This is a genomic window from Methanocaldococcus indicus, from assembly GCF_049554935.1.
Taxonomy (GTDB): domain Archaea; phylum AGJL01; class Methanococci; order Methanococcales; family Methanocaldococcaceae; genus Methanocaldococcus; species Methanocaldococcus indicus.
Map to the genome: position 1 here is coordinate 604,191 of NZ_CP186926.1, position 22,962 is coordinate 627,152.

General features: G+C 28.5%; 25 protein-coding genes. 11 read left to right on the plus strand and 14 right to left on the minus strand.

The window, feature by feature from the left end; genetic code table 11:
- Positions 1–3: 3 nt before the first annotated feature.
- The 6 genes from ACPB8Q_RS03405 to ACPB8Q_RS03430 all read right to left on the minus strand — a co-directional run bounded on the left by ACPB8Q_RS03405 (position 4) and on the right by ACPB8Q_RS03430 (position 6,114).
- Entirely contained in the window at positions 4–414 is a 411-nt protein-coding gene (locus ACPB8Q_RS03405; protein ID WP_423793270.1) for an EamA family transporter, read from the minus strand.
- Between the two features lie 21 nt (positions 415–435).
- Positions 436–1,458, minus strand: a complete 1,023-nt coding sequence (locus tag ACPB8Q_RS03410) for an adenylosuccinate synthetase (RefSeq protein WP_423793271.1) — start codon at positions 1,456–1,458, stop codon at positions 436–438.
- Between the two features lie 91 nt (positions 1,459–1,549).
- Positions 1,550–2,395, minus strand: coding sequence for a hypothetical protein (locus ACPB8Q_RS03415; protein WP_423793272.1), 846 nt, complete (start codon positions 2,393–2,395; stop codon positions 1,550–1,552).
- The gene (locus ACPB8Q_RS03420) at positions 2,352–2,957 is read right to left on the minus strand and encodes a phosphatidylserine decarboxylase (protein WP_423793273.1); all 606 of its coding nucleotides are present in this window, start codon (positions 2,955–2,957) and stop codon (positions 2,352–2,354) included. The genes ACPB8Q_RS03415 and ACPB8Q_RS03420 overlap by 44 nt, the downstream gene beginning before the upstream one ends.
- A gap of 96 nt (positions 2,958–3,053) precedes the next feature.
- Positions 3,054–5,693, minus strand: a complete 2,640-nt coding sequence (gene alaS, locus ACPB8Q_RS03425; protein ID WP_423793274.1) for an alanine--tRNA ligase — start codon at positions 5,691–5,693, stop codon at positions 3,054–3,056.
- A gap of 46 nt (positions 5,694–5,739) precedes the next feature.
- Entirely contained in the window at positions 5,740–6,114 is a 375-nt protein-coding gene (locus ACPB8Q_RS03430; RefSeq protein ID WP_423793275.1) for a nascent polypeptide-associated complex protein, read from the minus strand.
- A gap of 309 nt (positions 6,115–6,423) precedes the next feature.
- Here ACPB8Q_RS03430 and ACPB8Q_RS03435 point away from each other — a divergent pair, with 309 nt between their 5' ends.
- Positions 6,424–7,092 carry a TIGR00289 family protein gene (locus tag ACPB8Q_RS03435; protein ID WP_423793276.1) on the plus strand — a complete coding sequence of 223 codons (669 nt, stop codon included), beginning with the start codon at positions 6,424–6,426 and terminating at the stop codon, positions 7,090–7,092.
- Positions 7,089–8,681, plus strand: a complete 1,593-nt coding sequence (gene tfrA / locus ACPB8Q_RS03440; protein WP_423793277.1) for a fumarate reductase (CoM/CoB) subunit TfrA — start codon at positions 7,089–7,091, stop codon at positions 8,679–8,681. The genes ACPB8Q_RS03435 and tfrA overlap by 4 nt, the downstream gene beginning before the upstream one ends.
- Here tfrA and ACPB8Q_RS03445 read toward each other — a convergent pair.
- From ACPB8Q_RS03445 to bioA, 4 genes are read right to left on the minus strand one after another with little or no spacing between them, the layout of a single operon-like run.
- Positions 8,674–9,705, minus strand: a complete 1,032-nt coding sequence (locus ACPB8Q_RS03445) for a type II glyceraldehyde-3-phosphate dehydrogenase (RefSeq protein ID WP_423793278.1) — start codon at positions 9,703–9,705, stop codon at positions 8,674–8,676. The genes tfrA and ACPB8Q_RS03445 overlap by 8 nt on opposite strands.
- A gap of 11 nt (positions 9,706–9,716) precedes the next feature.
- Entirely contained in the window at positions 9,717–10,973 is a 1,257-nt protein-coding gene (locus tag ACPB8Q_RS03450; protein WP_423793279.1) for a tRNA pseudouridine(55) synthase, read from the minus strand.
- Positions 10,974–10,976: 3 nt separating this feature from the next.
- Entirely contained in the window at positions 10,977–11,840 is an 864-nt protein-coding gene (locus ACPB8Q_RS03455) for a TIGR00341 family protein (RefSeq protein ID WP_423793280.1), read from the minus strand.
- A 26-nt stretch (positions 11,841–11,866) separates the two neighbouring features.
- A complete protein-coding gene (gene bioA, locus ACPB8Q_RS03460; RefSeq protein ID WP_423793281.1) occupies positions 11,867–13,237 on the minus strand; it encodes an aspartate aminotransferase family protein in 1,371 nt (456 codons plus the stop codon).
- 90 nt (positions 13,238–13,327) lie between these two features.
- On the opposite strand from bioA, the gene ACPB8Q_RS03465 reads away from it, so the two are divergent.
- Complete coding sequence (locus ACPB8Q_RS03465) at positions 13,328–14,581, plus strand: pyridoxal phosphate-dependent aminotransferase (protein ID WP_423793282.1); 1,254 nt, start codon at positions 13,328–13,330, stop codon at positions 14,579–14,581.
- Here the strand turns inward: ACPB8Q_RS03465 and ACPB8Q_RS03470 are convergent.
- The 3 genes from ACPB8Q_RS03470 to ACPB8Q_RS03480 all read right to left on the minus strand — a co-directional run bounded on the left by ACPB8Q_RS03470 (position 14,578) and on the right by ACPB8Q_RS03480 (position 16,801).
- Entirely contained in the window at positions 14,578–15,003 is a 426-nt protein-coding gene (locus ACPB8Q_RS03470; protein ID WP_423793283.1) for a bacteriohemerythrin, read from the minus strand. The two genes, ACPB8Q_RS03465 and ACPB8Q_RS03470, sit on opposite strands and share 4 nt — an antisense overlap.
- Before the next feature lie 197 nt (positions 15,004–15,200).
- Positions 15,201–16,310, minus strand: a complete 1,110-nt coding sequence (locus tag ACPB8Q_RS03475; protein ID WP_423793284.1) for a pyridoxal phosphate-dependent aminotransferase — start codon at positions 16,308–16,310, stop codon at positions 15,201–15,203.
- 29 nt (positions 16,311–16,339) lie between these two features.
- Positions 16,340–16,801, minus strand: coding sequence for a DUF1931 family protein (locus tag ACPB8Q_RS03480; protein ID WP_423793285.1), 462 nt, complete (start codon positions 16,799–16,801; stop codon positions 16,340–16,342).
- 132 nt (positions 16,802–16,933) lie between these two features.
- Here ACPB8Q_RS03480 and ACPB8Q_RS03485 point away from each other — a divergent pair, with 132 nt between their 5' ends.
- Positions 16,934–17,560: an IS6 family transposase gene (locus tag ACPB8Q_RS03485; RefSeq protein ID WP_423793286.1), complete on the plus strand. Its 627-nt coding sequence runs from the start codon at positions 16,934–16,936 to the stop codon at positions 17,558–17,560.
- Between the two features lie 92 nt (positions 17,561–17,652).
- On the opposite strand, the gene ACPB8Q_RS03490 is transcribed toward ACPB8Q_RS03485, so the two are convergent.
- Positions 17,653–18,489: a F420-dependent methylenetetrahydromethanopterin dehydrogenase gene (locus ACPB8Q_RS03490; RefSeq protein ID WP_423793287.1), complete on the minus strand. Its 837-nt coding sequence runs from the start codon at positions 18,487–18,489 to the stop codon at positions 17,653–17,655.
- 188 nt (positions 18,490–18,677) lie between these two features.
- Here ACPB8Q_RS03490 and ACPB8Q_RS03495 point away from each other — a divergent pair, with 188 nt between their 5' ends.
- The 7 genes from ACPB8Q_RS03495 to fwdD all read left to right on the plus strand — a co-directional run bounded on the left by ACPB8Q_RS03495 (position 18,678) and on the right by fwdD (position 22,958).
- Positions 18,678–19,229 carry a cyclic nucleotide-binding/CBS domain-containing protein gene (locus tag ACPB8Q_RS03495; protein WP_423793288.1) on the plus strand — a complete coding sequence of 184 codons (552 nt, stop codon included), beginning with the start codon at positions 18,678–18,680 and terminating at the stop codon, positions 19,227–19,229.
- Positions 19,230–19,232: 3 nt separating this feature from the next.
- A complete protein-coding gene (locus tag ACPB8Q_RS03500) occupies positions 19,233–19,916 on the plus strand; it encodes a TrmJ/YjtD family RNA methyltransferase (RefSeq protein WP_423793289.1) in 684 nt (227 codons plus the stop codon).
- 6 nt (positions 19,917–19,922) lie between these two features.
- Positions 19,923–20,630: a radical SAM protein gene (locus ACPB8Q_RS03505; RefSeq protein WP_423793290.1), complete on the plus strand. Its 708-nt coding sequence runs from the start codon at positions 19,923–19,925 to the stop codon at positions 20,628–20,630.
- Between the two features lie 114 nt (positions 20,631–20,744).
- Positions 20,745–21,191 carry a (4Fe-4S)-binding protein gene (locus tag ACPB8Q_RS03510; RefSeq protein WP_423793291.1) on the plus strand — a complete coding sequence of 149 codons (447 nt, stop codon included), beginning with the start codon at positions 20,745–20,747 and terminating at the stop codon, positions 21,189–21,191.
- Positions 21,184–22,248 (plus strand): tungsten-dependent formylmethanofuran dehydrogenase subunit FwdF, encoded by a 1,065-nt coding sequence (fwdF, locus tag ACPB8Q_RS03515; RefSeq protein WP_423793292.1) that lies wholly within the window; start codon positions 21,184–21,186, stop codon positions 22,246–22,248. The genes ACPB8Q_RS03510 and fwdF overlap by 8 nt, the downstream gene beginning before the upstream one ends.
- Before the next feature lie 9 nt (positions 22,249–22,257).
- Complete coding sequence (locus tag ACPB8Q_RS03520) at positions 22,258–22,518, plus strand: 4Fe-4S binding protein (RefSeq protein WP_423793293.1); 261 nt, start codon at positions 22,258–22,260, stop codon at positions 22,516–22,518.
- A complete protein-coding gene (gene fwdD, locus ACPB8Q_RS03525; RefSeq protein ID WP_423793294.1) occupies positions 22,518–22,958 on the plus strand; it encodes a tungsten-dependent formylmethanofuran dehydrogenase subunit FwdD in 441 nt (146 codons plus the stop codon). The genes ACPB8Q_RS03520 and fwdD overlap by 1 nt, the downstream gene beginning before the upstream one ends.
- Positions 22,959–22,962 lie beyond the last annotated feature (4 nt).

Genomic DNA, 22,962 nt, shown 5'->3' on the forward strand with positions numbered 1-22,962 from the left:
TCCTCAATAGAATGATAATAATATAATTCCAATTAAAATTAAAATGACACCTATAGCTTGATTAATTGTGAGAGTTTCCTTTAAAAATATTATTGAGAGAATAACTGTTATAGCTGGACCAATAGATGATATAGGAACAACAATACTTGCCTTGCCTTTATATAAAGCATAATATAAAACTAATGAACCTAAAACTACAAATATTCCTGCTATTATTGCATATAAAACTATTTTTGCATCATTAACAATTATGTTCTTATATTTGAATATTAAAAATAATGTTAAAATAATTCCAACAATATTAACAACTATCCACTGAAAAAGAGGATTTTTTTCACATACTATTTTAGCAAAAAAAGTTCCAACACCATATAAAACAGCTACCAACAATCCCAAAATTATTGCAATATCCATAATTTCACAAAAAAATATAATTTATAATTTTTCAGCTCTTAAATCAATTGTCTGATTCATTCCTGGACCTGTTGAGATTATAGTAACAGGAACTTTTGTAACTTCTTCAATTTTTTCTATAAAATCTCTTGCTTTTTTTGTTAATTTATTATACTCTCTAACTCCATAACAACTTTTATCATACTTATCCAATCCTGTTATTGCTATTTGAGTAGCTCCATTTAATCTACAAGCTTTTTTAGCCATTTCAAAGTCAAAATAACCAACTCTTCTCCTTCTGCCTGTTACTGTTCCATATTCAACCAATCCTAATCTTTCTGCTTCTTCTTCACTCATCTCAGTAGGAAATGGGCCTGCTCCTACTCTTGTAGGATAACTTTTAAAAACAACTAAGACATCATCCACTTTTGTTGGGCCAATTCCAACATCAGCTGCAAAGCTTGAAGCTGTTGTATCTTTTGATGTTACATAAGGATATGTTCCATAGTATAAAGATAAAAATGTCCCTTGTGTTCCTTCAATTAAAACATCTCCACCATTATCTAATGTATCATTTAACAATTCAGATACATCTCCTAAAAATTCTTTTAATTCTTCTATATCTTTAGCTTGTTTCAAAATTCTTAAAACTCTATCTACATTAGCTGGCCCACATCCACTGCCAGTAGTTCCAATTTCTTTTGATAGGTGTTCATCTTGTCTATCCATTAATTTATGCTTCTCCTCTATTATCCCAGCTCTATAATCTACAATTAATCTCTCTTTTACATTGAATTCCTTTAACATCTCAACCTCTTTTAGTAAAACTTCAGGGTCAACTAAAACACCTGCTCCAATAGCCAATTTTGCCTCTTTATGAGGAAATCCTGTTGGAACCATTCTTATTCCATAACTCTTTCCTTTAACATTTACAGTATGTCCTGCATTTGGTCCCACTCCTCCCCTTGCTATAACATCAGGCTTATCTTTACTACATATATAGCTGATAACTTTTCCTTTACCTTCATCTCCCCACTGTCCTCCAACTATAATTAGACATGACAAAAATAACACCAAATATTATTTTTTAATTATCCAAAGAATTATTTAGAATACTTAATAATATATAACATTTATCTTAATTATTATAATAAGGTTATCTTACAAGGTATCTTAATATCTTCTCAGCCCCATCTGTTGGTTCTAATGCTCCTTTATAAACTTCTTCAACAATATCTTTGATAAATTTTTTATCTTTTGTATTTTTTAAATATTGAATAAATAAAGGGCAATATCCTAAATCTTCTCTACATTTGATTGGAAATATCTTAATAAAATTAATGAATGTTTGAGATTTTTTTGTTACTATATCTGTTGATAAGCATGTTGTGAATATAGTTCCTTCTTCTTTTATGTAGTTAGATAGAAATCCACAAGGATAACTGTTTATAACTTCTTTAAAATTAATAGTTAGATTTATTGTTTTATAAGGTATTTTATTTTCTTCTAAATATTCAATTATATTTTTTCTAACTTTTGGAGGAGTTATTGGATTATTATTCAATATTATTGCCTCAACACTAAAAATATCCTTTAAAATCTTTAAAACTTCTAAATCTTTTTGGCATGAAATTAAAACTTTAACTTTTCTGTTACTCTTTTTATTTTCTAAAAAATAGTTTGAAATATCTAACACTTCCTGATTTTTATAAAATTTTTTTATTAATTTACATCTCTCCTTAAAAAGTATAAAATCAGAATAATCTTCAACTTTAATAACATCTACATCCAACAATTTTTTAAGTTTTCCTACTATCCAGCCTCCTGGTCCAATAATAGCAGATTTATCACTTCTATTTTTTGTATAAATATATAAAATATTATTTTCAAGTTTTATATCTACAATATCTATATCCACTTTTTTTAATCCAATACTTTCTCTTATTTCATTTATATATCTAATTATTTCTGATGGCAATAATTGTCTTTCCTCCTTTGACATGTTCCCCTACTTTAACCAAAATTTTGTAGTTCTTTGGTAGAATTAAAGCTGTTTGTGAGCCAAGTTTTATTTTTCCAATTAGTTCTCCAACTTCAACAGTGTCATTAACATGAACATAATAAACACATCTTTTAGCAACTACTCCTGCAATTTGAACAACTCCTATATAATCTCCATTATTTGCTTTTATAATCATTATATTTCTTTCATTGTTCTTTTCAACATTGTTAAAGAATGCTGGATAAAAACTACCATCAATATGCTTCATATAAACTACTTTTCCACTTACAGGAGCTCTATTTACATGAACATCTAATGGAGACATAAATATTCCAATAACATAAGCCCCTTCTGGAAAATACTTACTAATATTTAATTTATATGAATTCCCATCTTTAAATACTTCTATATCTTTACTAAATGTTATATACTCAACAGTGCCATCAGCAGGAGATAAAACAACAGAATCATTAACATTAGGAATGTCAATATCTGGAACTCTATAAAAGTATGCTGTAAATAACATCAACACAACAACAGAAAAAGCAAACAACTTCTTCATGTTCTCACCTAAAAAGAAATTAGAGCTTAAAATTTATAAATTAAGGGGCATCAGACGGCTTGCTACTCATCACAATTCAGACGGGGATAAACATTATCATCTGCCTATAAGATTTTTAATAATCTCTTTTATATTATTTATATCTTTATCTGTTTTACCTTTGGCAAGATAGTCTTTTCCACCACCTTTTCCAATAATCTTAATTAGTTCATTCATATCTATTTTTACATTGTCCCCTCTCTTGCACACAATAAAGTTATTTTCATTGATTAAGATAACTATTTTATTGTCTAAAGCTAAATTATCTACTAAACTTAGCATTTCATTTGGATTTAAATTAACTTTTTCTACTAATATTTCATATTCTCCAATCTTCTCAAATTTATTCATTAATTCATATTTTTTAAGCTCACCAACTTTCTTCTCCAACTCCTCTACCTTTTTTCTTAGTTGTTTATATTCATCATATAGTTTTTCAACTCCTTTATCTATCTCCTCAGGATTTACTCTTAAAATTTCTGATGCTTTATTTATCTTATCCTCTAACTCTTGAATATATTCTAAAGATTTCAATCCAGATGAAAAGATAACTCTCTCTACACCATCTTGAATTCTTTCTGTCTTTAATATCTTTATAAATCCTACCTCTCCGGTATTTTGGCAATGAGTTCCTCCACAAGCTTGCACATCTATAATATTGTTATTGTTATCTTTAATCATAACAATTCTCAATATATCTCCTGGAACTACTCCTCCTTGATATATTCTAAATCCAAATTTTTCCTCAGCTTCATTCCTATCCATAAATACACTTTCTATTTTATAGTTACTAAGAACTATTTTATTAGCTATCTTTTCAATTTTCTTTAGTTCTTCTCTACTTATTCTTTTATAATGTGTTATATCTAACCTTGCTTTATCTACATCAACATCTGAACCAGCTTGCCAAATATGTTTTCCCAAAACTTCTCTTAAAGAGGCTAAAATTATATGGACTGAGGTATGATGTCTCATTAAACTCTCTCTTCTTTCCCAATCTATTACACCTTCTACTTCATCTCCTTCTTTTAAATCATCAATATCTTCAACCTTGTGTAAAACAGATTTTCCTGATTTTTGCACATCAACAACTCTATATTTTTTATTATCTTTTATTAAAAATCCTGTATCTGGTTTTTGTCCTCCTCCTTCTGGATAGAAAAGAGTTTTATCTAAAACTATATAGTTATCAATTATCTTTAAAATCTTTGCTTTAAATTGTTTTTCTTTTGGATACTTATAAAATAGAAGCTCTGTTTCTAAATCTACTTTTGGTAATGTTTTTTCCTCTTTCTTTATGTCTTTTTGTTCATGTCTCTCAGCTACAATAGTATAGAAGTTATCTGGAATCTCAATATCTTTATTGTATTTCTTTGCTATCTCTCTAACAATTTCAGGAGGTATTCCATGACTATCATACAACTCTATTAATTTATCTAAATCTATTTTATTGGATTTTAACAATCTCTTAACTAAGTTCTCTCCTCTTCTTAATGTTTCTCTATATCTCTTTTCCTCAATTTCCAAAACTTCTTTTATATAATCTTCCATCTCCAAAAGTTCTGGATAGAGATTTTTTAATTTTTTAAGGTGCCATTCAACTAAATCATAGAGTTCTAATGAAATATTTAACTTATCAAGATGTCTTAAACTTTTTCTTATTAACATTCTTGCTAAATATCCATCTTTAACATTTGAAGGAACTATGCCATCTCCTAACATAAAAGCCAATGCTCTTGTGTGGTCTGAAAGAGCATAGATATTTTCATAAGGTTCTAATAAATTGTTGAGTTCTTCCACAGTTAAACCAACATGCTTAGCTAATTCTGCTCTCAATTTTGATAAGTTATCTGCCTCAATCATTCCAGATAACTCTGTTATTTTTTGTAAGATTTCTTTATCTATATCCTTAACACCAGATTCTTTTTTCAATTTTTTTATTAAATCTTCAAATAAAGCATCATAAATAGTTTCTTTTCCAGTTGAAGCCCATACAAATCTCTCTATTCCATAACCTGTATCAACAATTTTTAAAGGAATCTCTTTATATCCATTCCCTACTTTCTCATACTGCATAAATACAAGAGTAGCCAACTCAACACCATGAGTTAATACCTCAAAACAAGGTCCGGCATTTCCTCCTCCTTCCCACCAACTTTCTATAAATGTTATTGATTTTTCATCAATTCCTAATTTTTTAAAGAAGTTAAAACATAATTCAACTGTCTCATCTTTCCAGTAAATATAGTTATTTTCATAGTTAAAAGCATGATGTCCTCCCATAGTGAAGCATGTCAAATGCCTACCAGTTCTTCCTACATTATCTACATCAGTCAATCTAATACATGGTTGTGCTATAACCAATGGATTTGCCTTTGGTTTAACTAACCCCTTAGTAACCCATGGCTGAAATACAGCTATAGAGGCAATTGTTAATAAAATATCATCTCTCCATCTCTTAGCAGTTACAGGAGCTCTTTTTATTGGTTTATGGCCATGTTCTTCAAAAAATTTTATAAATTCTTTAACCATTTCTTCATAAGTGTAAGGTTTCTTAGTTATTGGCTTTCCAATAAATGAATACTTATCACAAGGCACATCTCCACAAGTCTCTCTCTCCTCTAAGCTCCAAAAAGTTTTACCACACTTCTTACATTTTTGTTTTTTAAATCCCAACTCCTCAAAAAGCTTAATCATTAAACCACCATAAAAATTTATTTAAATTTTTAACTATTAAAATAATTTATTGTTCTTTTTCTTCTAATTTAACAATTGCCTCAGCTATATCTCCATTACATTCTTCTAATGCTTTTCTTGCTTCTTCTTCTGAAACATTACATTGCTCAGCAACTAATTTAACATCTTCCTCACTAATCTCTAATTTAACTTCTTTTTCTTCTTCTTTAACTTTTTTATGCTTTCCAGTTATAGAATATGTTTTAATTCCTAAAACATCCATAACTTGAACTTTTGGTTTTTCAAAAACCCATTTTTCACCATTTTTAAATATGAATATTACAGTATCAACATCTAAATCTTTTGCATTCATACCCATATCTTTCATCATTCTTTCCATTTTCTTTAACATTTTTGGATTTAATCTGCCTCCTGGAAACATAGTATCCCCCTATTAATTTTTTTATTTTTAACTAAATTTTAAAGAAATAATATTAATAAATATTATTAAAGGTTATGTTTAGGAAATTTCATTTAATATTGTTTTATATAAATATGTTAATATTTTGTAAATATTTTTATAAAATAATGTTTAGAAAACGCAAAAGAATTTATTCAATGAAGAGCAATAAGATACTAAAACAAATAAATAAAATCAAGCTATAAAAAAAAATTACACAGTCCAATAATTATAATTTTATATTGTACTTTCTAATTATTTGTTAAGATTTTTAGAATTTTTGGTGAAAATATGGATGTTGCTGTTCTCTATTCTGGTGGAAAAGATTCAAACTATGCATTATATTGGGCTATAAAAGAAGGATTTAATGTCAAATATTTGGTTAATGTAGAAAGTGAAAATAAAGAGAGCTATATGTTCCATATTCCTAATGTGCATTTAACTGAGTTAAGTGCAAAAGCAGCTGAAATTCCATTAGTTAAGATATATACAAAAGGAGAGAAAGAGAAAGAAGTTGAAGATTTAAAAGAAGGTTTGAAAGAGTTGGATGTTGATGGAATAGTGACAGGAGCAATAGCAAGTAGATATCAAAAAGAGAGAATAGATAGAGTTTGTAAAGAGTTAAATATAAAAAGTTTTTCTCCATTGTGGCAAAAAAATCCTGAATGGATTTTAAGAACTGTCTCTGAGCTGTTTGATGTAATTATTGTAGGAGTTTATGCTTATGGCTTAGGAAAGGAATGGTTAGGTAAGAGAATAGACAAAAATAACATAGATAAATTATTAAAAATTTGTGAAAAGTATGGAATACATAAAGCATTTGAAGGTGGAGAAGCTGAAACTTTTGTATTAGATTCTCCTGTATTTAAAAAAAGAATTGTAATTGAAGAGAGTGAAATAGAGTGGCATGACTATTGGGGAATATATCATATAAAGAAGGCTAAATTAGTGGAAAAATGAAGACAGATGTTTTAATAATTGGTGGTGGAGGAGCTGCTTTAAGAGCTGCTATAGAATGTAAAGGGATGGATGTTGTTATAGCTACTAAAGGGCTATTAGGAAAGAGTGGCTGCACAGTTATGGCAGAAGGAGGATACAATGCAGTTTTTAAGAAAGAGGATAGTTTTAAAAAACATTTTTATGACACTGTTAAAGGGGGAAGATTTATAAACAATCCTAAATTAGTAGAGATTTTAGTTAAAAATGCTCCAAAGGAGCTAATAAACTTAGAAAAATTTGGAGCTCTTTTTGATAGAATTAATAAGGATATAGCTCAAAGACCATTTGGTGGGCAAAGTTTTAATAGAACTTGTTATTCAGGAGATAGAACAGGGCATGAAATTATTTCCTCTCTATTAGAATATCTTTCAAAGTATAATAGAGTTAAAATTTTAGAGGATGTTATGGCCGTAAAGTTAATAGTTAAGAATAATAGATGTTATGGAGCTATCTTTTTAGATTTAATTAATGAAAAAATTTTTCCTATTTTTGCAAAATCAACTATTTTAGCAACAGGTGGAGCTGGACAAATATATAAAGTAACATCAAATCCAATACATAAGACAGGAGATGGATTTGCATTAGCTTATGATGTTGGAGTTGAATTAATAGATATGGAGATGGTTCAATTTCATCCTACTGGTATAGCAAATAAAGGTATTTTAGTTACAGAAGCTGTTAGAGGAGAAGGAGGGATTTTATTAAATAGATTTAATGAAAGATTTATGGTTAAGTATGATAAAGAGAGATTAGAGCTATCAACAAGAGATGTTGTAGCAAGAGCAATATATAAAGAGATTATGGAAGGTAGAGGTGTTAATGGAGGAGTTTATTTAGATGTTACACATCTTCCTAAGGAAGTTATAGAAAAGAGATTAGAAACTACATTTAAGCAATTTTTGAGGTTGGGAATAGATATAAGAAAAGAGAAAATGATTGTTTCACCAACTGCTCATCATTTTATGGGTGGAATTAAGATAGATGAATACTGTAAAACTAATATAGATGGTTTATTTGCTTGTGGAGAAGTTTGTGGAGGAATACATGGAGCTAATAGATTAGGAGGAAATGCATTGGCAGATACACAAGTATTTGGAGCAATAGCTGGAAGAGAAGCTAAAAAATTTGCTGAGGAGAATGAGTTTGATATAATAGATGTTAATTTAGATAAGATATATGTTGAATTGGATGGAGAATTTAATCTATTAAAATTGATTGATAAACTTAAAGAGATAATGTGGAAATATGTTTCTATAATTAGAAGTGAAGAATCCTTAAAAAGAGCTTATAATGAAATAGAAGAATTAGAAAATAAAATTAATAATTGTTATGGGCCTCTACAAAAATTTTATGAGCTAAAAAATATGATAACTGTAAGTAAGTTGGTTATAAAATCTGCTTTATATAGGGAAGAGAGTAGAGGAGCACATTATAGAGAGGATTATCCAGAAGAAAGAGAAGAATGGAGAGGAAATATAATTATTAGAGAAAATAAAATAACATTTAAAAAAGTAGATTATGATGTTGAAGAATATTTAAAATCTATTTAATTCCTAATGCTTTATTTGTTTTTTCTATTGACTTAAAGTTATCCTCTTCTAATTGGAGCATAGCTCTTATACAGTCAATATTTTCAGGAACTACAATACTCTCTTGATGGACAGCTTGCATTAAAAATAACTCATTTTCAACAATATTTACACTCTCTTTCCATATTACTAATTCAGGTATATCATATCTCTCTCTACCTAAGTCTCTTCCATACTCTATAATTTGAGCTGTTGATGTGAAACCATCTTCATAACTTACTGTTATTACTCTTGGAGTTTTCTCTATACTGTCTAATATATCATCTACATTAACACTTTTTTCTAACTCAACCATTAATGTATGTTGATGCATTAAAGTTGTAGGAACAATTAAAGCTGATGTTAATACTTTTCCTTCAAATTCTGGGATAACTGAGATAACATCTGGACCATGGTGAGATGGAACTGTAACAGGATTTGGTTTTATTGCATTTACTGGGCCGGTTTTGTCATCATTTGGGTCTGCTGCTCTCCTAACTAAAACAATTCTTGCCTTTTTTATTTCACTTACATTGTTTATGAAATAAAATGCTCTACATAATCCTGTTGTATTACATGAGACAACTCTGATATAATCTTTTCCAAAACATCTGTTATAACTCCACAAAGCATTAAAATTATCTTCTACATCTTTTGCTTTTTCCCCACCTTGTAAGATAGCTTTAACTTTGTAAGGTTTATATATCTCTTCCAAATTCTTCTTACCTACTTTTTTAGGAGCTCCATCTACTACTATATCAGCTTCCTCAATAACATCTAAAATAGTTCCTTCAACAGGAATTCCTTTTTCTTCAAATAACTTTAATCTCTCTTTATCTGGAATTGCACAATATAATTTATATCCTTTTTCTACTGCTAACTTTGCCTCAAAATCTGGCTTTGTTTTTGTAACTCCTAAAACTTCCATATCTTTCTGCTTACTTACAGCATCTGCTACTCTCTTACCAATTGAACCATATCCATTTATTAACACTTTAACTGTCATTTTTCTCACCTTTATTCATTATCATGTATTTTTAAAACATCTAACTTCTTACATATACATTTTTTGTTTAAAATAGATGAAACTGATGGCTTAGTTCTACCTTCATCTCCACTTATAAGCTCTTTTATATATAAACCACCATCACAAAATATCTCCAATTCTAAGGATTTATCATTTAATTTTTTAGCTTTTACATTATAAACTTTTCTAACTCTTTCTAAATCAGCTCTTCTATGCAATACTCTTCTTGGAGTTCTTTGATATATTACTCTATTTTTTAATTCCTCTTCTATCTTTTTTATATCTTCCTCATTAACATTTTCTTCACATTCTACAATAGCCCTATATGTTTTTTTGTGAGGTGTATTTTTAAATAAAACTTTGTCTTTTCTTTCTCCAAATTCTAAGTTTAATACTTCAACTCTTCCATCTTTATTAATTAGTTTTTCAATTTCTTTTAAGTTTAACTTCCTTTTTTTAGGTTCTTTAATCTCAATAACAAAAGGTCTTCCATTTCCAAGCATTCTCACATCTATATCTTCTCTTCCAGCACCATGAAATCTATAATCTAAACCATTAGCAAATTTTAAAACAACATCCCCAATTATCTGCTCTACTGATGTAGGATACTTCTTACCTGTATAGTTACAGTATTTACAACCTCTACCTCTACAATAAGAGCATAACCATCTTGTTTGTGGTATTCCTCTAACTAACTTTCTATATCTCCCTTTTATAAAAAGAGGATTAATTTGGAGAGTTACTTTTTCATCATAAGGATTTATATGTATTACTATATCTGGCTTCTCCCTATCTGGTTTTTTACCAATATGTTTAGCTAAAAACTTACCAAACTCTCTTCCAAACTCTTGTTTAATACTTTCCATGTAACTATATTTCTCTGTTAGTTGTGTTTCTAAATCTTTTACATCATCTGGAAGATGAGTCCCTACTAAAAAAGTGTCAAATTCATAATCTTTTATTAGTTCAATAACTTTGTTTAAAAGTTTTTTAAATTTTTCTTCATTAAATATCCCTTTACACCAAACACATTCCTCTTCTGAATATCCTTTTTTTAATATCTCCAAAAGTTCTTTTTCATCTTCACTTATTTTATTCTCTTTTAGATTTTTTTCTAATTCTAATGCCTTAGCTATTCTTAAACTCTTTCCCCTCTCTACATTTGAAAGATGTAAAAGCTTTCCATACAATCTACCTATACATCTATCACACAGTTTATAATCTTTTAAAATTTCTAAGTTAAACATATTTTATCCCATTCTTAATTTGTATTTTAGTCCAATATATCCCCCAATATCCAATAAAATGATGTTTATAATTAACAGAATGAAGGTTATATAAATCAAATGCAAATCCAGAGTTGCTAAGGACATTCCCATTAATAGAGCTGGGATTAATATTGAGACATCAATTGTTACTCCAATTATTTCATACTCCTTTCCACATGCAATACTCATTCCTCCTGAAATGCCTGCAATAATAGCTACAATAGCACTTAATATTATGGATGTCTCTGAAAGATATTCTAAAACTAACTTCTTTGAAACAAAAAACAAACTTGGAATAAATGCACATAATATAACAACACCAGAGCAAATTAACTCTTTTTTCATTCCTTTAATAAATAAATCTCTATCTCCTAAAACTGTTCCTATAGCACTGCCCATAACTGTATCAACTAAAGGAGCTATAATCATAGCTCCAATTAATGTAGGAATGTTATGCTCAATCAACCCAATAACTCCCATTATACTTGCCAATACAACTTTAATTAAGACATTGTTAGTTATTTTAACCATAGTTTTTGCTTTATAATACAGTTCCAAAGGTGATAGTGTAGTTGAAGATATTCCCTCCTCTCTACATGAAAATGTTATATTTGCTGGCATTATTGTAACACTTCCATATCCTTTTTCTCCCAAACCTAATTTTTTTAATTCTAAAACTATTTTTTCAGCATCTTTTGCTTTTGCATTGCAAGTAATGATAATTCCATCTTCAATAGATGTTTTTAATGGTTCAATTATTGATATTGAGTAAGCATTATTCTTTTTTAGGATTTCTTCAACAGTATTTAGAAATTTTTTTGGAATTATAATTTTCATGTATCTCATTGTTTTCACCAAGAATAAACAAATATTTAACCTAATGCTTCTTTTATACTCTCTTTTAAAGATTTGCATAAATACTCTATTTCTTCCTCAGTTATTGTATATGGAGGATTTATAATGACAACATTTCCAATTGGTCTCATATATATTCCTCTTTTTAAGAGAGATTTTGCTACTCTAAATCCTGCCTTATATCCATATTCGTACTCTTCCTTAGTTTCTTTATCTTTAACTAACTCAATCCCAATCATAAAGCCCTTTCCTCTAACATCTCCAACTTTATCCAAATCTTTTAGCTCTCTAATTAATTCATTCAGTAGTTTTATTTTCTTTTTGTTTTTTTCTAAGATGTTCTCTTCTTTAAAAATCTCCAATGTTGCTAAACTTGCAGAACATGCCAACTGATTTCCTGTATATGTGTGCCCATGATAAAAATGCTTAGCTTCTCCATAATCTCCTAAAAACTCATTAAATATTTTATCTGTTGTTAATGTTGCAGCTAATGGTAAATAACCTCCTGTTATTCCCTTTCCCAAACATAAAATATCTGGTTTTTTGTATTTCTCTAAAATCTCTGAGTAAAACATTCTACCAGTTCTTCCAAAGCCAGTAGCAACTTCATCAACTATAAATGTTATATCCTCTTCTTTACATTTCTTAGCTACCTCTTTCATATATTCATCTGGAAATGGTATCATTCCAGCAGCTCCTCTAATTCCTCCCTCTAAAATCAAACAAAATACTTCATCTTTCTTCTCTTCAATAGTTTTTAACATCTCCTCTAAACATCTTAAATCACAACCTTTCTCAAATCTCTCATCAGTATCTTTGAAATTATTATATTTACATCTATAACAGTATGGTGCATAAACATGATACCCCTTAAATAATAAAGGTTTAAAAATTCCATGGAAAAGTTTTGAGCCACCAACAGACATAGCTCCAACAGTATCTCCATGATAACCTTCATCAACAGATATAAATTTATCTCTTTTCTCACCTTTTAGATAATGATACTGATAGGCAATTTTAACAGCAATCTCAACTGCCTCTGCTCCATCCTCTGAATAAAAGACTTTTGTTAAATGTTTAGGAGTTATATCAATAAGTTTTTTAGCTAATAAAATAGATGGAACATTTCCAGAACCTAAAAGAGTTGAATGACAAATTTTTTCTGCTTGATTTTTTATAGCATTTATTATTTTTTTATTACTATGTCCAAACAAGTTACACCATATGGATGAGACAGCATCTAAATATTTATTTCCATATATATCAATTAAATAATTTCCTTCTCCTCTCTCAATGATTAAATTATCCTCTTCCATATAATCCTTCATTTGTGTATATGGATGCCAGATTAGTGTTTTATCCCAAATTTCTAAAAGTTTTTTGTTCATTTATCTTCACCTTATATACTATCCAATTAAAAATAAATATAACCTAATCCTATTTTTTAATATCTATCAAAGATTAAAAAGTGATGTGGCATGGACAGCTTTATACAAAATCTATTTGCTGAGAGGATAGGTGGAAAAAAATTTGGGAAGGAAGAGGTTATTTATAAATTTGAGAAAATAAAAAGAGCTAAAAAAGAAGCTATGGAAAAACATCCTAATGTTGAATTAATAGATATGGGAGTTGGAGAACCAGATGAAATGGCAGATAAAGAAGTTATAGAAGTTCTATATAGAGAAGCTCAAAAATGGGAAAATAGAGGTTATGCTGACAATGGAATTCAAGAGTTAAAAGATGCTGTTCCAGAATATATGGAGAAAGTTTATGGAGTCAAAGATATAGACCCTGTTAATGAAGTTATACACTCTATTGGTTCAAAATCAGCTTTAGCCTATTTACCTTCAGCCTTTATAAATCCAGGAGATGTTATGCTAATGACAGTTCCTGGATACCCTGTTATGGCTACTCACTCTGAGTGGTATGGAGGAGAAGTTTATAAACTTCCTTTATTAGAAGAGAACAACTTTCTTCCAGATTTAGAAAGTATTCCAAAAGATATTTTAGAAAGAGCTAAACTTCTATATTTAAATTATCCAAACAATCCAACAGGTGCTCAGGCAACTAAAAAATTCTATAAAGAGGTTGTAGATTTTGCATTTGAAAATGAGATAATTGTTGTCAATGATGCTGCTTATGGAGCATTAGTTTATGATGGAAAACCTCTTTCATTCTTATCAGTTAAAGATGCCAAAGATGTTGGAATAGAGATTCATAGCTTTTCAAAAGCATACAATATGACAGGTTGGAGATTAGCTTTTTTAGTTGGTAATGAACTAATTATTAAAGCTTTTGCAACAGTTAAGGACAATTTTGATTCAGGGCAATTTATTCCAATTCAAAAAGCTGGAATTTATTGTTTAAAGCATCCTGAAATAACTGAAAGAATTAGACAAAAGTATGAAAGAAGATTAAGAAAGATGGTAAAAATCCTTAATGAAGTTGGATTTAATGCTAAAATGCCAGGAGGAACCTTCTATTTATATGTAAAATCTCCAAAAAAAGCTAATGGTATTGAATTTAAAACAGCAGAAGACTTTTCACAATATTTAATAAAGGAAAAGTTAATTTCAACAGTCCCATGGGATGATGCAGGAGCTTATTTAAGATTAGCTGCATGTTTTGTAGCAAGAGATGAGAATGGTAATCCTACAACAGAAGAGAAGTATGAAGATTTATTATTAGAAGAGTTTAAAAGAAGATTAGAAGATTTAGAATTAGAATTTTAAAGTTCAAAAGGATTATCTTCTACATTAACATTATTTTTCTTTAACCAAAATCCAAATTTTTTATCACATCTCTTTATATGACTCTCCAACCATCCAATTAAAAAAGATACAACTCTCATTAGTTCTTTATCATCTTTTTTGATTTTATCTAATTCTCTTATCATTATATTTACAAAGATATCATGTATTTTTTTGTGATTTTCATAATCAGGATAGTTATGAAGTTCCATATACTTTTCTTCATGCTTGAAATGTTTATCTGCATAAAAAATAATATGATTTATAAGAATATTTTTAGCTTCATCTTTTTTATTATTTAAAATTAAACTAAAAACATTATTGACAGTTTCAAGTAAAAATTTATGCTCTTCATCAAAAGTTTTTATATTCATTTCATACTCCTCACTCCACTTTAAATACATCTATATTTCACCTCTATTAACTTAACATTACTAAAATTTATTTTATAATATTTAAAGAAAAATTTAAATCTTTTGTAATACTAAAATGTAGAATATCACTATTATTTACATTATTATTATAACATTTTTATTATTATTTAGTATAGATTCTGCAGATTAGTAATATGCCCAATATAAAAAAATTAAAAAATTTTATTCTATTCAATATATTCCATAATTCTTTCTAATCCTTCTTTAATTCTCTCATACTTATTAGAGTAGCTTATTCTAATATTATATTTGCATCCAAACTCTTCTCCAGGAGACAAGGCAACATACTTTTTATTTAAAAGTTCTTCACAGAACTTTTTCCCATCTCTACCAATATATGGAAATACATAAAATGCCCCAACTGGATTACCAACTTTCCAATTAAACTCTTTCATATACTTTAAAACCAATCTTCTCCTCCTATCAAATTCTTTAATCATCTCTTTAACATATTTTTCAGTTTCAGAAGAAAAAGCTTTTAATGCTGCAAACTGTGAAATTGTTGGAGCTGAAATAAAAAAGTTCTGTTGTAATTTTAAGCAACTATCTATTATCTCACTATTTGATATTAGATATCCTAACCTCCAACCAGTCATTGAATAAAGCTTAGAGAATCCATTTATTAAAATAGTTTTTTCTAAATTTTCATCAAATTCAATAGCTGAAAAACAGTTTCCTTCATAAACTAATCCATTATATATTTCATCAGAAACAACATAAGGAATTTCATCATAAGCAAATTTATAAATTTCCTTTTCTAAAACTTCACCAGTAGGATTTGAGGGAGAATTTAAAATAATTGCTTTTGTTTTTTTATTTACTTTCTTTTCCAATTCTTCCAAATTTTTAAAATATATTGGCTTAGCTCCTAAAAATCTAATGAAATTTTTATAGCATGGATAAGTAGGAAGTTTTATTAAAACTTCATCACCTTCATCTAAAATAGATGATAAAGCAAAAAATAAAGCTAAGGATGAGCCACCAGTAATAATAATGTTGTTAATATCTACATCAATATTGTACTCTAAAAAATATTTATTTGCTATCTTTTCTCTTAGTTCAACTATTCCTCTACTATCAGTATAGTGTGTTTTATTCTCTTTTAATGCATTAATTCCTTCATCTAAAATAGGTTTTGGTGTTGGAAAATCTGGCTCACCAATCTCTAAATGTATAACATCCTTACCTTCTCTTTCTAAATTTTGAGCCTTAGAAAGAATGTCCATAATTTCAAAATTATCAAAATTTAATAATCTCTTAGCTACCATAGTTATCATTTAAAAAATTAAAATTTAAATTTAAAAATTTATAAAGTGTAATCTAAAACTTTCTTAGCTTCTTCTATATGTTCTCTTCTAATTCTTTCTATGTCTTCATGTAGAGCTTTAATAACTCTCCCTAAAATTATAAATATTGTTCCGGTTATAAGTGGAAGATTATCAACTACATTATCCTCTAATGGTAAATCTCCAGGAATTTTTTTCATAACAAACTCTTTAATTTTATCAGCTAAGATTTTTTCTTCTTCTATAACTTCTCTAAATAATTCCATAGAACTTAACATACCTTTTGTAAGAGGAATATGTCTCATTAAAATCATTTTAGCATTTTCAGCTTTTGCATTTTTATGTGCAATTTCAAATAAATCTGCTACTTTTTTCTCAACTATATCCATCATATCTTCAGCTTCTGTCTTATACAAATCTACTTCACATGTAACATTCATTAACTTTTTTAATTGTGGATATGGTATTATCATCTCAGCCATAGTATCCCCTCATAATCACTATTTTTTGATGATTTTTAAAAATATAAAAAAGGAGTATATAAACTTTTGTTAGTTGAAGATAGAGAGTGTCAAGTTAAGCTTTTATTAATAATTGATAAAAAATAATAAAATATGAAGCTCACGATAGAAGTCTTAAAGGAGAGAATCGAAGAGGAGAAGATTTTTAAAAGGAATAAGAAGTCGATAGAAGTTAAAATCTTAGCTGGGATTTTGTATTATCTTGGACTATCGTTGAGGAAGGTAAGTTTGTTTCTTTCCCAATTCGAAAGTATAAGCCATGAGTCGGTTAGGACTTATTATCACAAGATTAAAGATGTTTTAAACGAACCTGAAAGAAAGGAAAGATACGCAATTGCAATCGATGAGACCAAACTAAAGATTGGAAATGAAAATATTTACGTATGGTCTGCTATTGATGTTGAATCGAAAGAGTGCTTGGGAGTTTATGTTTCTGAAACAAGAAACTGCCTCGATACTATATTATTCGTTAAGAGTATATTAAAATTTTGCTCTAATAAGCCGAAGATTTTGGTCGATGGTGGAAGATGGTATCCGTGGGCATGGCAAAGATTGGGTTTAGAATTTGAAAGAGTCAGATTCGGACTGAGAAATTGTGTAGAAAGCTTTTTCTCACTACTCAAACGAAGAACTAAAGCATTTTATAATAGGTTTCCTAATAACAGCAAATTCGATACAGTTGTTAGCTGGATTAAAAGTTTCATGATGTTCTACAATTAGTTGAAGTCGTTAACTTGACAGTGTCTTGAAGATATTATAAAGGATTAATCTATAAAAAATAAATATCTTTAATTTCTAACAACTTATTAAAATTATTGAGGTTTCTCCATTAATTTTCTTTTTGATAATATTTTACCTTCTTTATTGTGTGGCTTTCTCAATACTGAATCTGTTGCTTTTTCTAATTCTCTAATCTCATCAGCTAATAAAGCTGCTTGTCTTAACAATTCATGAGCTGATGCTACAATAGGAATATATTTCTCAGCATCTTTAACCATAAAACATCCTTTAACATCAACATCTCCAACTTTCTCAGCTATATAATATGCTGCCATAGCTTTTGCTTTTGCATAAGGATTGCTGAACTCCATTTTTTCTACTACATTCTCATCAATTACTATTTTTGGGAGCTCTATATTATTTTTACCTTCTTTTATACTTTCAATTACCTTATCTAATGCTTCTTGGACAGTTCTAACTACACCTATAACTGATAATACTTTTATTATATCTGAGTTGAATAATCCTACTTCAACAGGGTCTAAAAATTCTCTTCTTGCTCCAATCATTGGGTCACATTTTATAATTATATATCCAAATCCATTCTCTTCTAATTCATCCTTAGCTCTTAATCCTGGCTTATCTCCAACAATTATTGAAGGAATTCCAGACTCTTTTAAAATTTCTCTGGCTTTTTTAGGTCCGGGAGCTGCTGGATTTGGGCTTATAAACACAATAAAGTCAGGTTTTATTTGCTCAACCATAAATTTTGTTACTTCTTCAACTGACTTAGGGTCCATTTTAGCTCCACTACCTATAACTCTTACATCTATATCCTCTCTTTCTGCTCTTTCATCTAAGGCTAAATCAATAATTGGAGACATTCCAATATTTCCACATTTTATAAATCCAATTTTTACTTTTTTCATACTTATCACAAATATATTATTATTTTTTATTAATTTTAGTATTATGTTATAATATTTTGTTAAGTTTTTATATAAAGGTTACCATTAGATTTATTTAGTGATATAATTATAAATTATATTATAGTTTAGATTTTCTAATACTATTTATAGACATATATGCATATTATAACATTTTACATGGTGAGATTATGGAGTTTGATGTTCCAGTTTATGAAGTTATGAGCTTTCCAGTTATAACTGTAAGTAAAGATATGAGTGTATATGATGTTGCAAATATTTTAAAAGAGAAAAATATAGGGGCTGTTGTTGTAGTTGAAGATAACAAACCAATTGGAATAATAACTGAGAGAGATATTGTTAGAGAAGTTGTAGCAAATAACCTAAAACCTAAGGACGTTTTAGTTGAGGATGTTATGAGAAAAAAGGTTATTACAATAGAGCATAACAAGTCAATAAATGATGCTGCCAAGATAATGGCTAAATATAATGTAAAAAGATTACCAGTAGTTAAAGATGGTGAATTAGTAGGGATTATAACTCAGAGTGATATTGTTAAAATATCCCCTAAATTGTTAGAGATTGTTATAGAGTATGCAAATATTATGGAGCCTCCAAAAGTTGAGGAAAAAGATGAATGGATAGAGGGTATATGTGAATGCTGTGGATATCAAGGGTTAGTTAAATACTATCAAGGTAGATATTTGTGTGAGGAATGCTTAGAAGATTTAAAAAAGGAATAGGTTATGATATCCATAATTTTAGTTAATCCAAAGTATCCTGGAAATGTTGGAAGTATAGCAAGAGTTATGAAAAATTTTGATTTTTATGATTTGAGAATTGTAGGAAATAAAGAGATAATAGAAAGTGATGAAGCTAAAATGATGTCAATGCATGCAAAAGATATTTTAGAGAATGCTAAATTTTATAACTCTTTTGATGATGCTATTAAAGATTTGGATTTTGTCATTGCTACTTCTGGTGCAAGAGGTGGAGATAGAAATTTAAAAAGAGTGCCTATAACACCCAAAGAATTAGCTAAAAAAATATATTCTACTAAAGGGAATATTGGAATTGTTTTTGGAAGAGAAGATGATGGATTAAGAAATGAAGAAATAGATAAGTGTGATTTATTAGTTTCTATCCCTACATCCCCAAAATATCCAATAATGAATCTATCCCATGCTGTTGCTGTTATCTTATATGAGCTCTATTCCTATAAAGTTGAAAATAAATTTGTTGATATAAATATAAGAGAAGCAAGTAAGGAAGATAAAGAACTTCTAATTAGAAAGTTTAATGAGTTTATAGATAAATCTAAACTTCCAGAACATAAAAAGGAACTTTGCAAGATAATATTTAAAAGATTAGTTAATAGGGCTTTTATAACTGGAAAAGAAGCATGGACATTAATGAGTGCATTTAAGTGATAAGTTATGGTTTATGTAACAAGTATAATAGACAGTTCAACAATTGACTACTATAAAAAATTTTCAGCTGTTATTTTTTTATCTGGATGCAATATGAGATGTAAGTATTGTCATAACCTAAAAGATGTTTTGAATAGAAAGTATAAGATGAGTGTTGAAGAACTTTTTAAAAAAATTGATTTTTTCCTTGCTGATGCATTAGTTATTTCTGGAGGAGAGCCAACTTTACAAAAAGAGGATGTAGTAGAGATAGCTAAGAAAGCAAAAGAACTGAATTTAAGTGTTAAGATAGATACAAATGGGACACATCCAGAAGTTATAGAGGAGTTAATAAAACTTAACTTAATTGATTATGTAGCTTTGGATATAAAATGTAGGTTTGATAAATATAAAGAGCTAACTGGATATGATAAAAATATCAAAGATAATATTTTAAAAATTATTAAAATGTGTAAAGATAATAATATATTTATTGAGTGTAGAACAACATATGTTCCAAAAGTTTTAGATAAAAAAGATATTGAGGAAATTGCAAAAATTGCAAAAGATGCTGATTTATATACAATCCAACAATTCAATCCTGAAAATGCTTATGATGAAAAATTTAGGAATCTACCAATACCAAAAACTTCTGAATTGGTTGAGTTGGGAAAAATTGCAAAAAAATATGTAAATAGAGTTTTAATTAAGGGAGATGAGATAATAGAACTATAAAATATTTTTTAATAAATTGAGTAATGCTCAATGTTATATTTATATTTTTAATCAAGCATATAATGAAATAATGTATAAATATGAGTAATACTCATAATCATTTAATTGGTTAGCATGCCTAAACATATTTTATCAGGAATAAAAGCATTGGTAACTTTTAAGCTAAAAAAGAAAGGTTTAAAAAATAAGGATATTGCTAAGTATCTAAAAATTGATAATACTGTTGTATCTCATTATTTGTCTGGAACATTTCCAAAAAATGATATTTTGGAAGTTGCAGAAGTTATAAAATCTCTACCACCAAGTTGTGGAGCAAAATTTATCCATACAATAACAAAAGATAAAGATTTATCTAAGATTTTGGTTAAAGAACTTTATGATGTAGATATAATCTGGGATGAAGAAAAATGTATTTTTTGTTATCAATGTGCTGAATGTGATGCTATAAAAATAGAAAATGGAAAGATTAGTATTGATAAAGATAAATGCTGTCTTTGTGCAAACTGCACTTTTTTGTGTCCTACAAAAGCATTAAGATTTAGGAGGGATATAAATGAATAAAATTAAAGAAGTATTTGATAATGGTTTTATAATTTATAGAGAAACAAAAGTAGATAAAAGAGAACTTAGCTGGCAAAAATCTTATTGTGTTGGTTGTGGGATATGTTCTGATGTCTGTCCAGTTGGAGCTATAAAGCTTGGACCTCTTGGAGCTATTGCAAAAGGTTTAATTGATGATAACTATATTGATATTGACAAAGAAAAATGTGTTTTATGTGGAATTTGTTCAGCAGCTTGTTTCTTTAATGCATTAGATTTAAAAATTAATGGAAAATCAATAAAAGAAGATGAAAGATATCCAAAAATTACTGGAAAATCTATTAAAGTTGAACAAGAAAAATGTGTTTTATGTGAGCAATGTGAAATTGTTTGTCCAAGAGATGCAATAGTTGTTGAGAGAGAATTAACAGAAAGAAAAAAGTTTGTTGTAGGGGAAATTGTAATTAACAAAGAAAAATGTGTTTTATGTGGAATTTGTGCAGAATATTGTCCAGCTGATGCTATTGAGTTGAATTACAGAATTCCAACACCATCAAATCCTAAACCAGTTGATGACATAAAAGTAAATCATGACTTATGTGTCTATTGTAGAGTTTGTGAGTATGTATGTCCTCATGATGCTATTGAAGCTATTTGTTATAAATGTCCTCTACACAAGAGAATACCAAAAGCTAAACTTTATGAGGATATAAATGGAAAAACAACAGTATATGAAGATATTTGTGTTTCATGTGGTTGGTGTGCTTATGTATGTCCTACAAATGCTATAAAAGTAGAGAAACCATTTGAGGGAGAGGTAATAATAAATCATGAAAAATGTTCAGGCTGTGCTGCTTGTGTAAATATTTGTCCATGTTCAGCATTAGAGTTCCCAAAATCTGAGAAAAAAGCTCAAAAAGTCCAAAAATTAATAGTAAATCAAAATCTTTGTGTTTTATGTGGTGCTTGTGCAAAAGCTTGTCCAGTTGAAGCAATTAAAGTTGTTAGAAAATCTGTCAAATTAACTAAGAACTATCCAAAAGCTTGGGAAAAACAATTAAAAAAGGTATTAAATTGAGGTGATTAAATGATAAATAATAAAGGATATTCATTAGTAGTCTTTCCTGAAAAGTGTCATGGTTGTGGAATTTGTGTAGTTGCATGTCCTGTTAATGCTGCTAACGACCCAAATGTTGCTGGTGGAGCTGGTCCAGAAAGTGAGGAGAATATTGTTATTAGAGTAGAGAACGGAGTTATTAAGATAGTAAATCCTGAATTATGTGGTGGATGTGGGACTTGTGTAGAGTTTTGTCCAGTAGATGCTATAAAATTAGTTAGGGTGAAATAATGAAATTTAGATTAAATACAGGTAGAACTATATGGCAAGGGGAAGGTATTGAAGCTGGGAAAAATTTAAAATTATATAAAAAAGCTGCTGCAGTAGTATATATAAATAAAGAAGATATGGAAAAACTTGGAGTTAAAGAAGGAGATAAAGTAAAAGTAAAAAGTTCTTTTGGTAGTGTTGTCCTTTATGTTAAAGAAGCTGATGAAAGAAATCCAGAGGGGCATATATTTATACCTATGGGACCTTGGGCTAATGTTGTTGTAGATCCAGATACCACAAGTACAGGAATGCCATATTTAAAAGGTTCTCCTGACCAATTTGTAAAGATAGAGAAAACTGATGAAGAAGTTTTAGATATGGAAGATTTAATGAAAACAGTATATTTGAATGTTAAAAATATTAAAAATAAAAATGCTAAAATTAAAAAAGTTAAAGCATAATTGG

Bases quoted from the DNA above. Each gene is read 5' to 3' on its own strand.
- ACPB8Q_RS03405 (WP_423793270.1), bottom strand. From the start codon at position 414: ATGGATATTGCAATAATTTTGGGATTGTTGGTAGCTGTTTTATATGGT.
- ACPB8Q_RS03415 (WP_423793272.1), bottom strand. From the start codon at position 2,395: ATGTCAAAGGAGGAAAGACAATTATTGCCATCAGAAATAATTAGATAT.
- ACPB8Q_RS03420 (WP_423793273.1), bottom strand. From the start codon at position 2,957: ATGAAGAAGTTGTTTGCTTTTTCTGTTGTTGTGTTGATGTTATTTACA.
- alaS (WP_423793274.1), bottom strand. From the start codon at position 5,693: ATGATTAAGCTTTTTGAGGAGTTGGGATTTAAAAAACAAAAATGTAAG.
- ACPB8Q_RS03430 (WP_423793275.1), bottom strand. From the start codon at position 6,114: ATGTTTCCAGGAGGCAGATTAAATCCAAAAATGTTAAAGAAAATGGAA.
- ACPB8Q_RS03435 (WP_423793276.1), top strand. From the start codon at position 6,424: ATGGATGTTGCTGTTCTCTATTCTGGTGGAAAAGATTCAAACTATGCA.
- tfrA (WP_423793277.1), top strand. From the start codon at position 7,089: ATGAAGACAGATGTTTTAATAATTGGTGGTGGAGGAGCTGCTTTAAGA.
- ACPB8Q_RS03445 (WP_423793278.1), bottom strand. From the start codon at position 9,705: ATGACAGTTAAAGTGTTAATAAATGGATATGGTTCAATTGGTAAGAGA.
- ACPB8Q_RS03450 (WP_423793279.1), bottom strand. From the start codon at position 10,973: ATGTTTAACTTAGAAATTTTAAAAGATTATAAACTGTGTGATAGATGT.
- ACPB8Q_RS03455 (WP_423793280.1), bottom strand. From the start codon at position 11,840: ATGAGATACATGAAAATTATAATTCCAAAAAAATTTCTAAATACTGTT.
- bioA (WP_423793281.1), bottom strand. From the start codon at position 13,237: ATGAACAAAAAACTTTTAGAAATTTGGGATAAAACACTAATCTGGCAT.
- ACPB8Q_RS03465 (WP_423793282.1), top strand. From the start codon at position 13,328: ATGGACAGCTTTATACAAAATCTATTTGCTGAGAGGATAGGTGGAAAA.
- ACPB8Q_RS03470 (WP_423793283.1), bottom strand. From the start codon at position 15,003: ATGTATTTAAAGTGGAGTGAGGAGTATGAAATGAATATAAAAACTTTT.
- ACPB8Q_RS03475 (WP_423793284.1), bottom strand. From the start codon at position 16,310: ATGATAACTATGGTAGCTAAGAGATTATTAAATTTTGATAATTTTGAA.
- ACPB8Q_RS03480 (WP_423793285.1), bottom strand. From the start codon at position 16,801: ATGGCTGAGATGATAATACCATATCCACAATTAAAAAAGTTAATGAAT.
- ACPB8Q_RS03485 (WP_423793286.1), top strand. From the start codon at position 16,934: ATGAAGCTCACGATAGAAGTCTTAAAGGAGAGAATCGAAGAGGAGAAG.
- ACPB8Q_RS03490 (WP_423793287.1), bottom strand. From the start codon at position 18,489: ATGAAAAAAGTAAAAATTGGATTTATAAAATGTGGAAATATTGGAATG.
- ACPB8Q_RS03495 (WP_423793288.1), top strand. From the start codon at position 18,678: ATGGAGTTTGATGTTCCAGTTTATGAAGTTATGAGCTTTCCAGTTATA.
- ACPB8Q_RS03500 (WP_423793289.1), top strand. From the start codon at position 19,233: ATGATATCCATAATTTTAGTTAATCCAAAGTATCCTGGAAATGTTGGA.
- ACPB8Q_RS03505 (WP_423793290.1), top strand. From the start codon at position 19,923: ATGGTTTATGTAACAAGTATAATAGACAGTTCAACAATTGACTACTAT.
- ACPB8Q_RS03510 (WP_423793291.1), top strand. From the start codon at position 20,745: ATGCCTAAACATATTTTATCAGGAATAAAAGCATTGGTAACTTTTAAG.
- fwdF (WP_423793292.1), top strand. From the start codon at position 21,184: ATGAATAAAATTAAAGAAGTATTTGATAATGGTTTTATAATTTATAGA.
- ACPB8Q_RS03520 (WP_423793293.1), top strand. From the start codon at position 22,258: ATGATAAATAATAAAGGATATTCATTAGTAGTCTTTCCTGAAAAGTGT.
- fwdD (WP_423793294.1), top strand. From the start codon at position 22,518: ATGAAATTTAGATTAAATACAGGTAGAACTATATGGCAAGGGGAAGGT.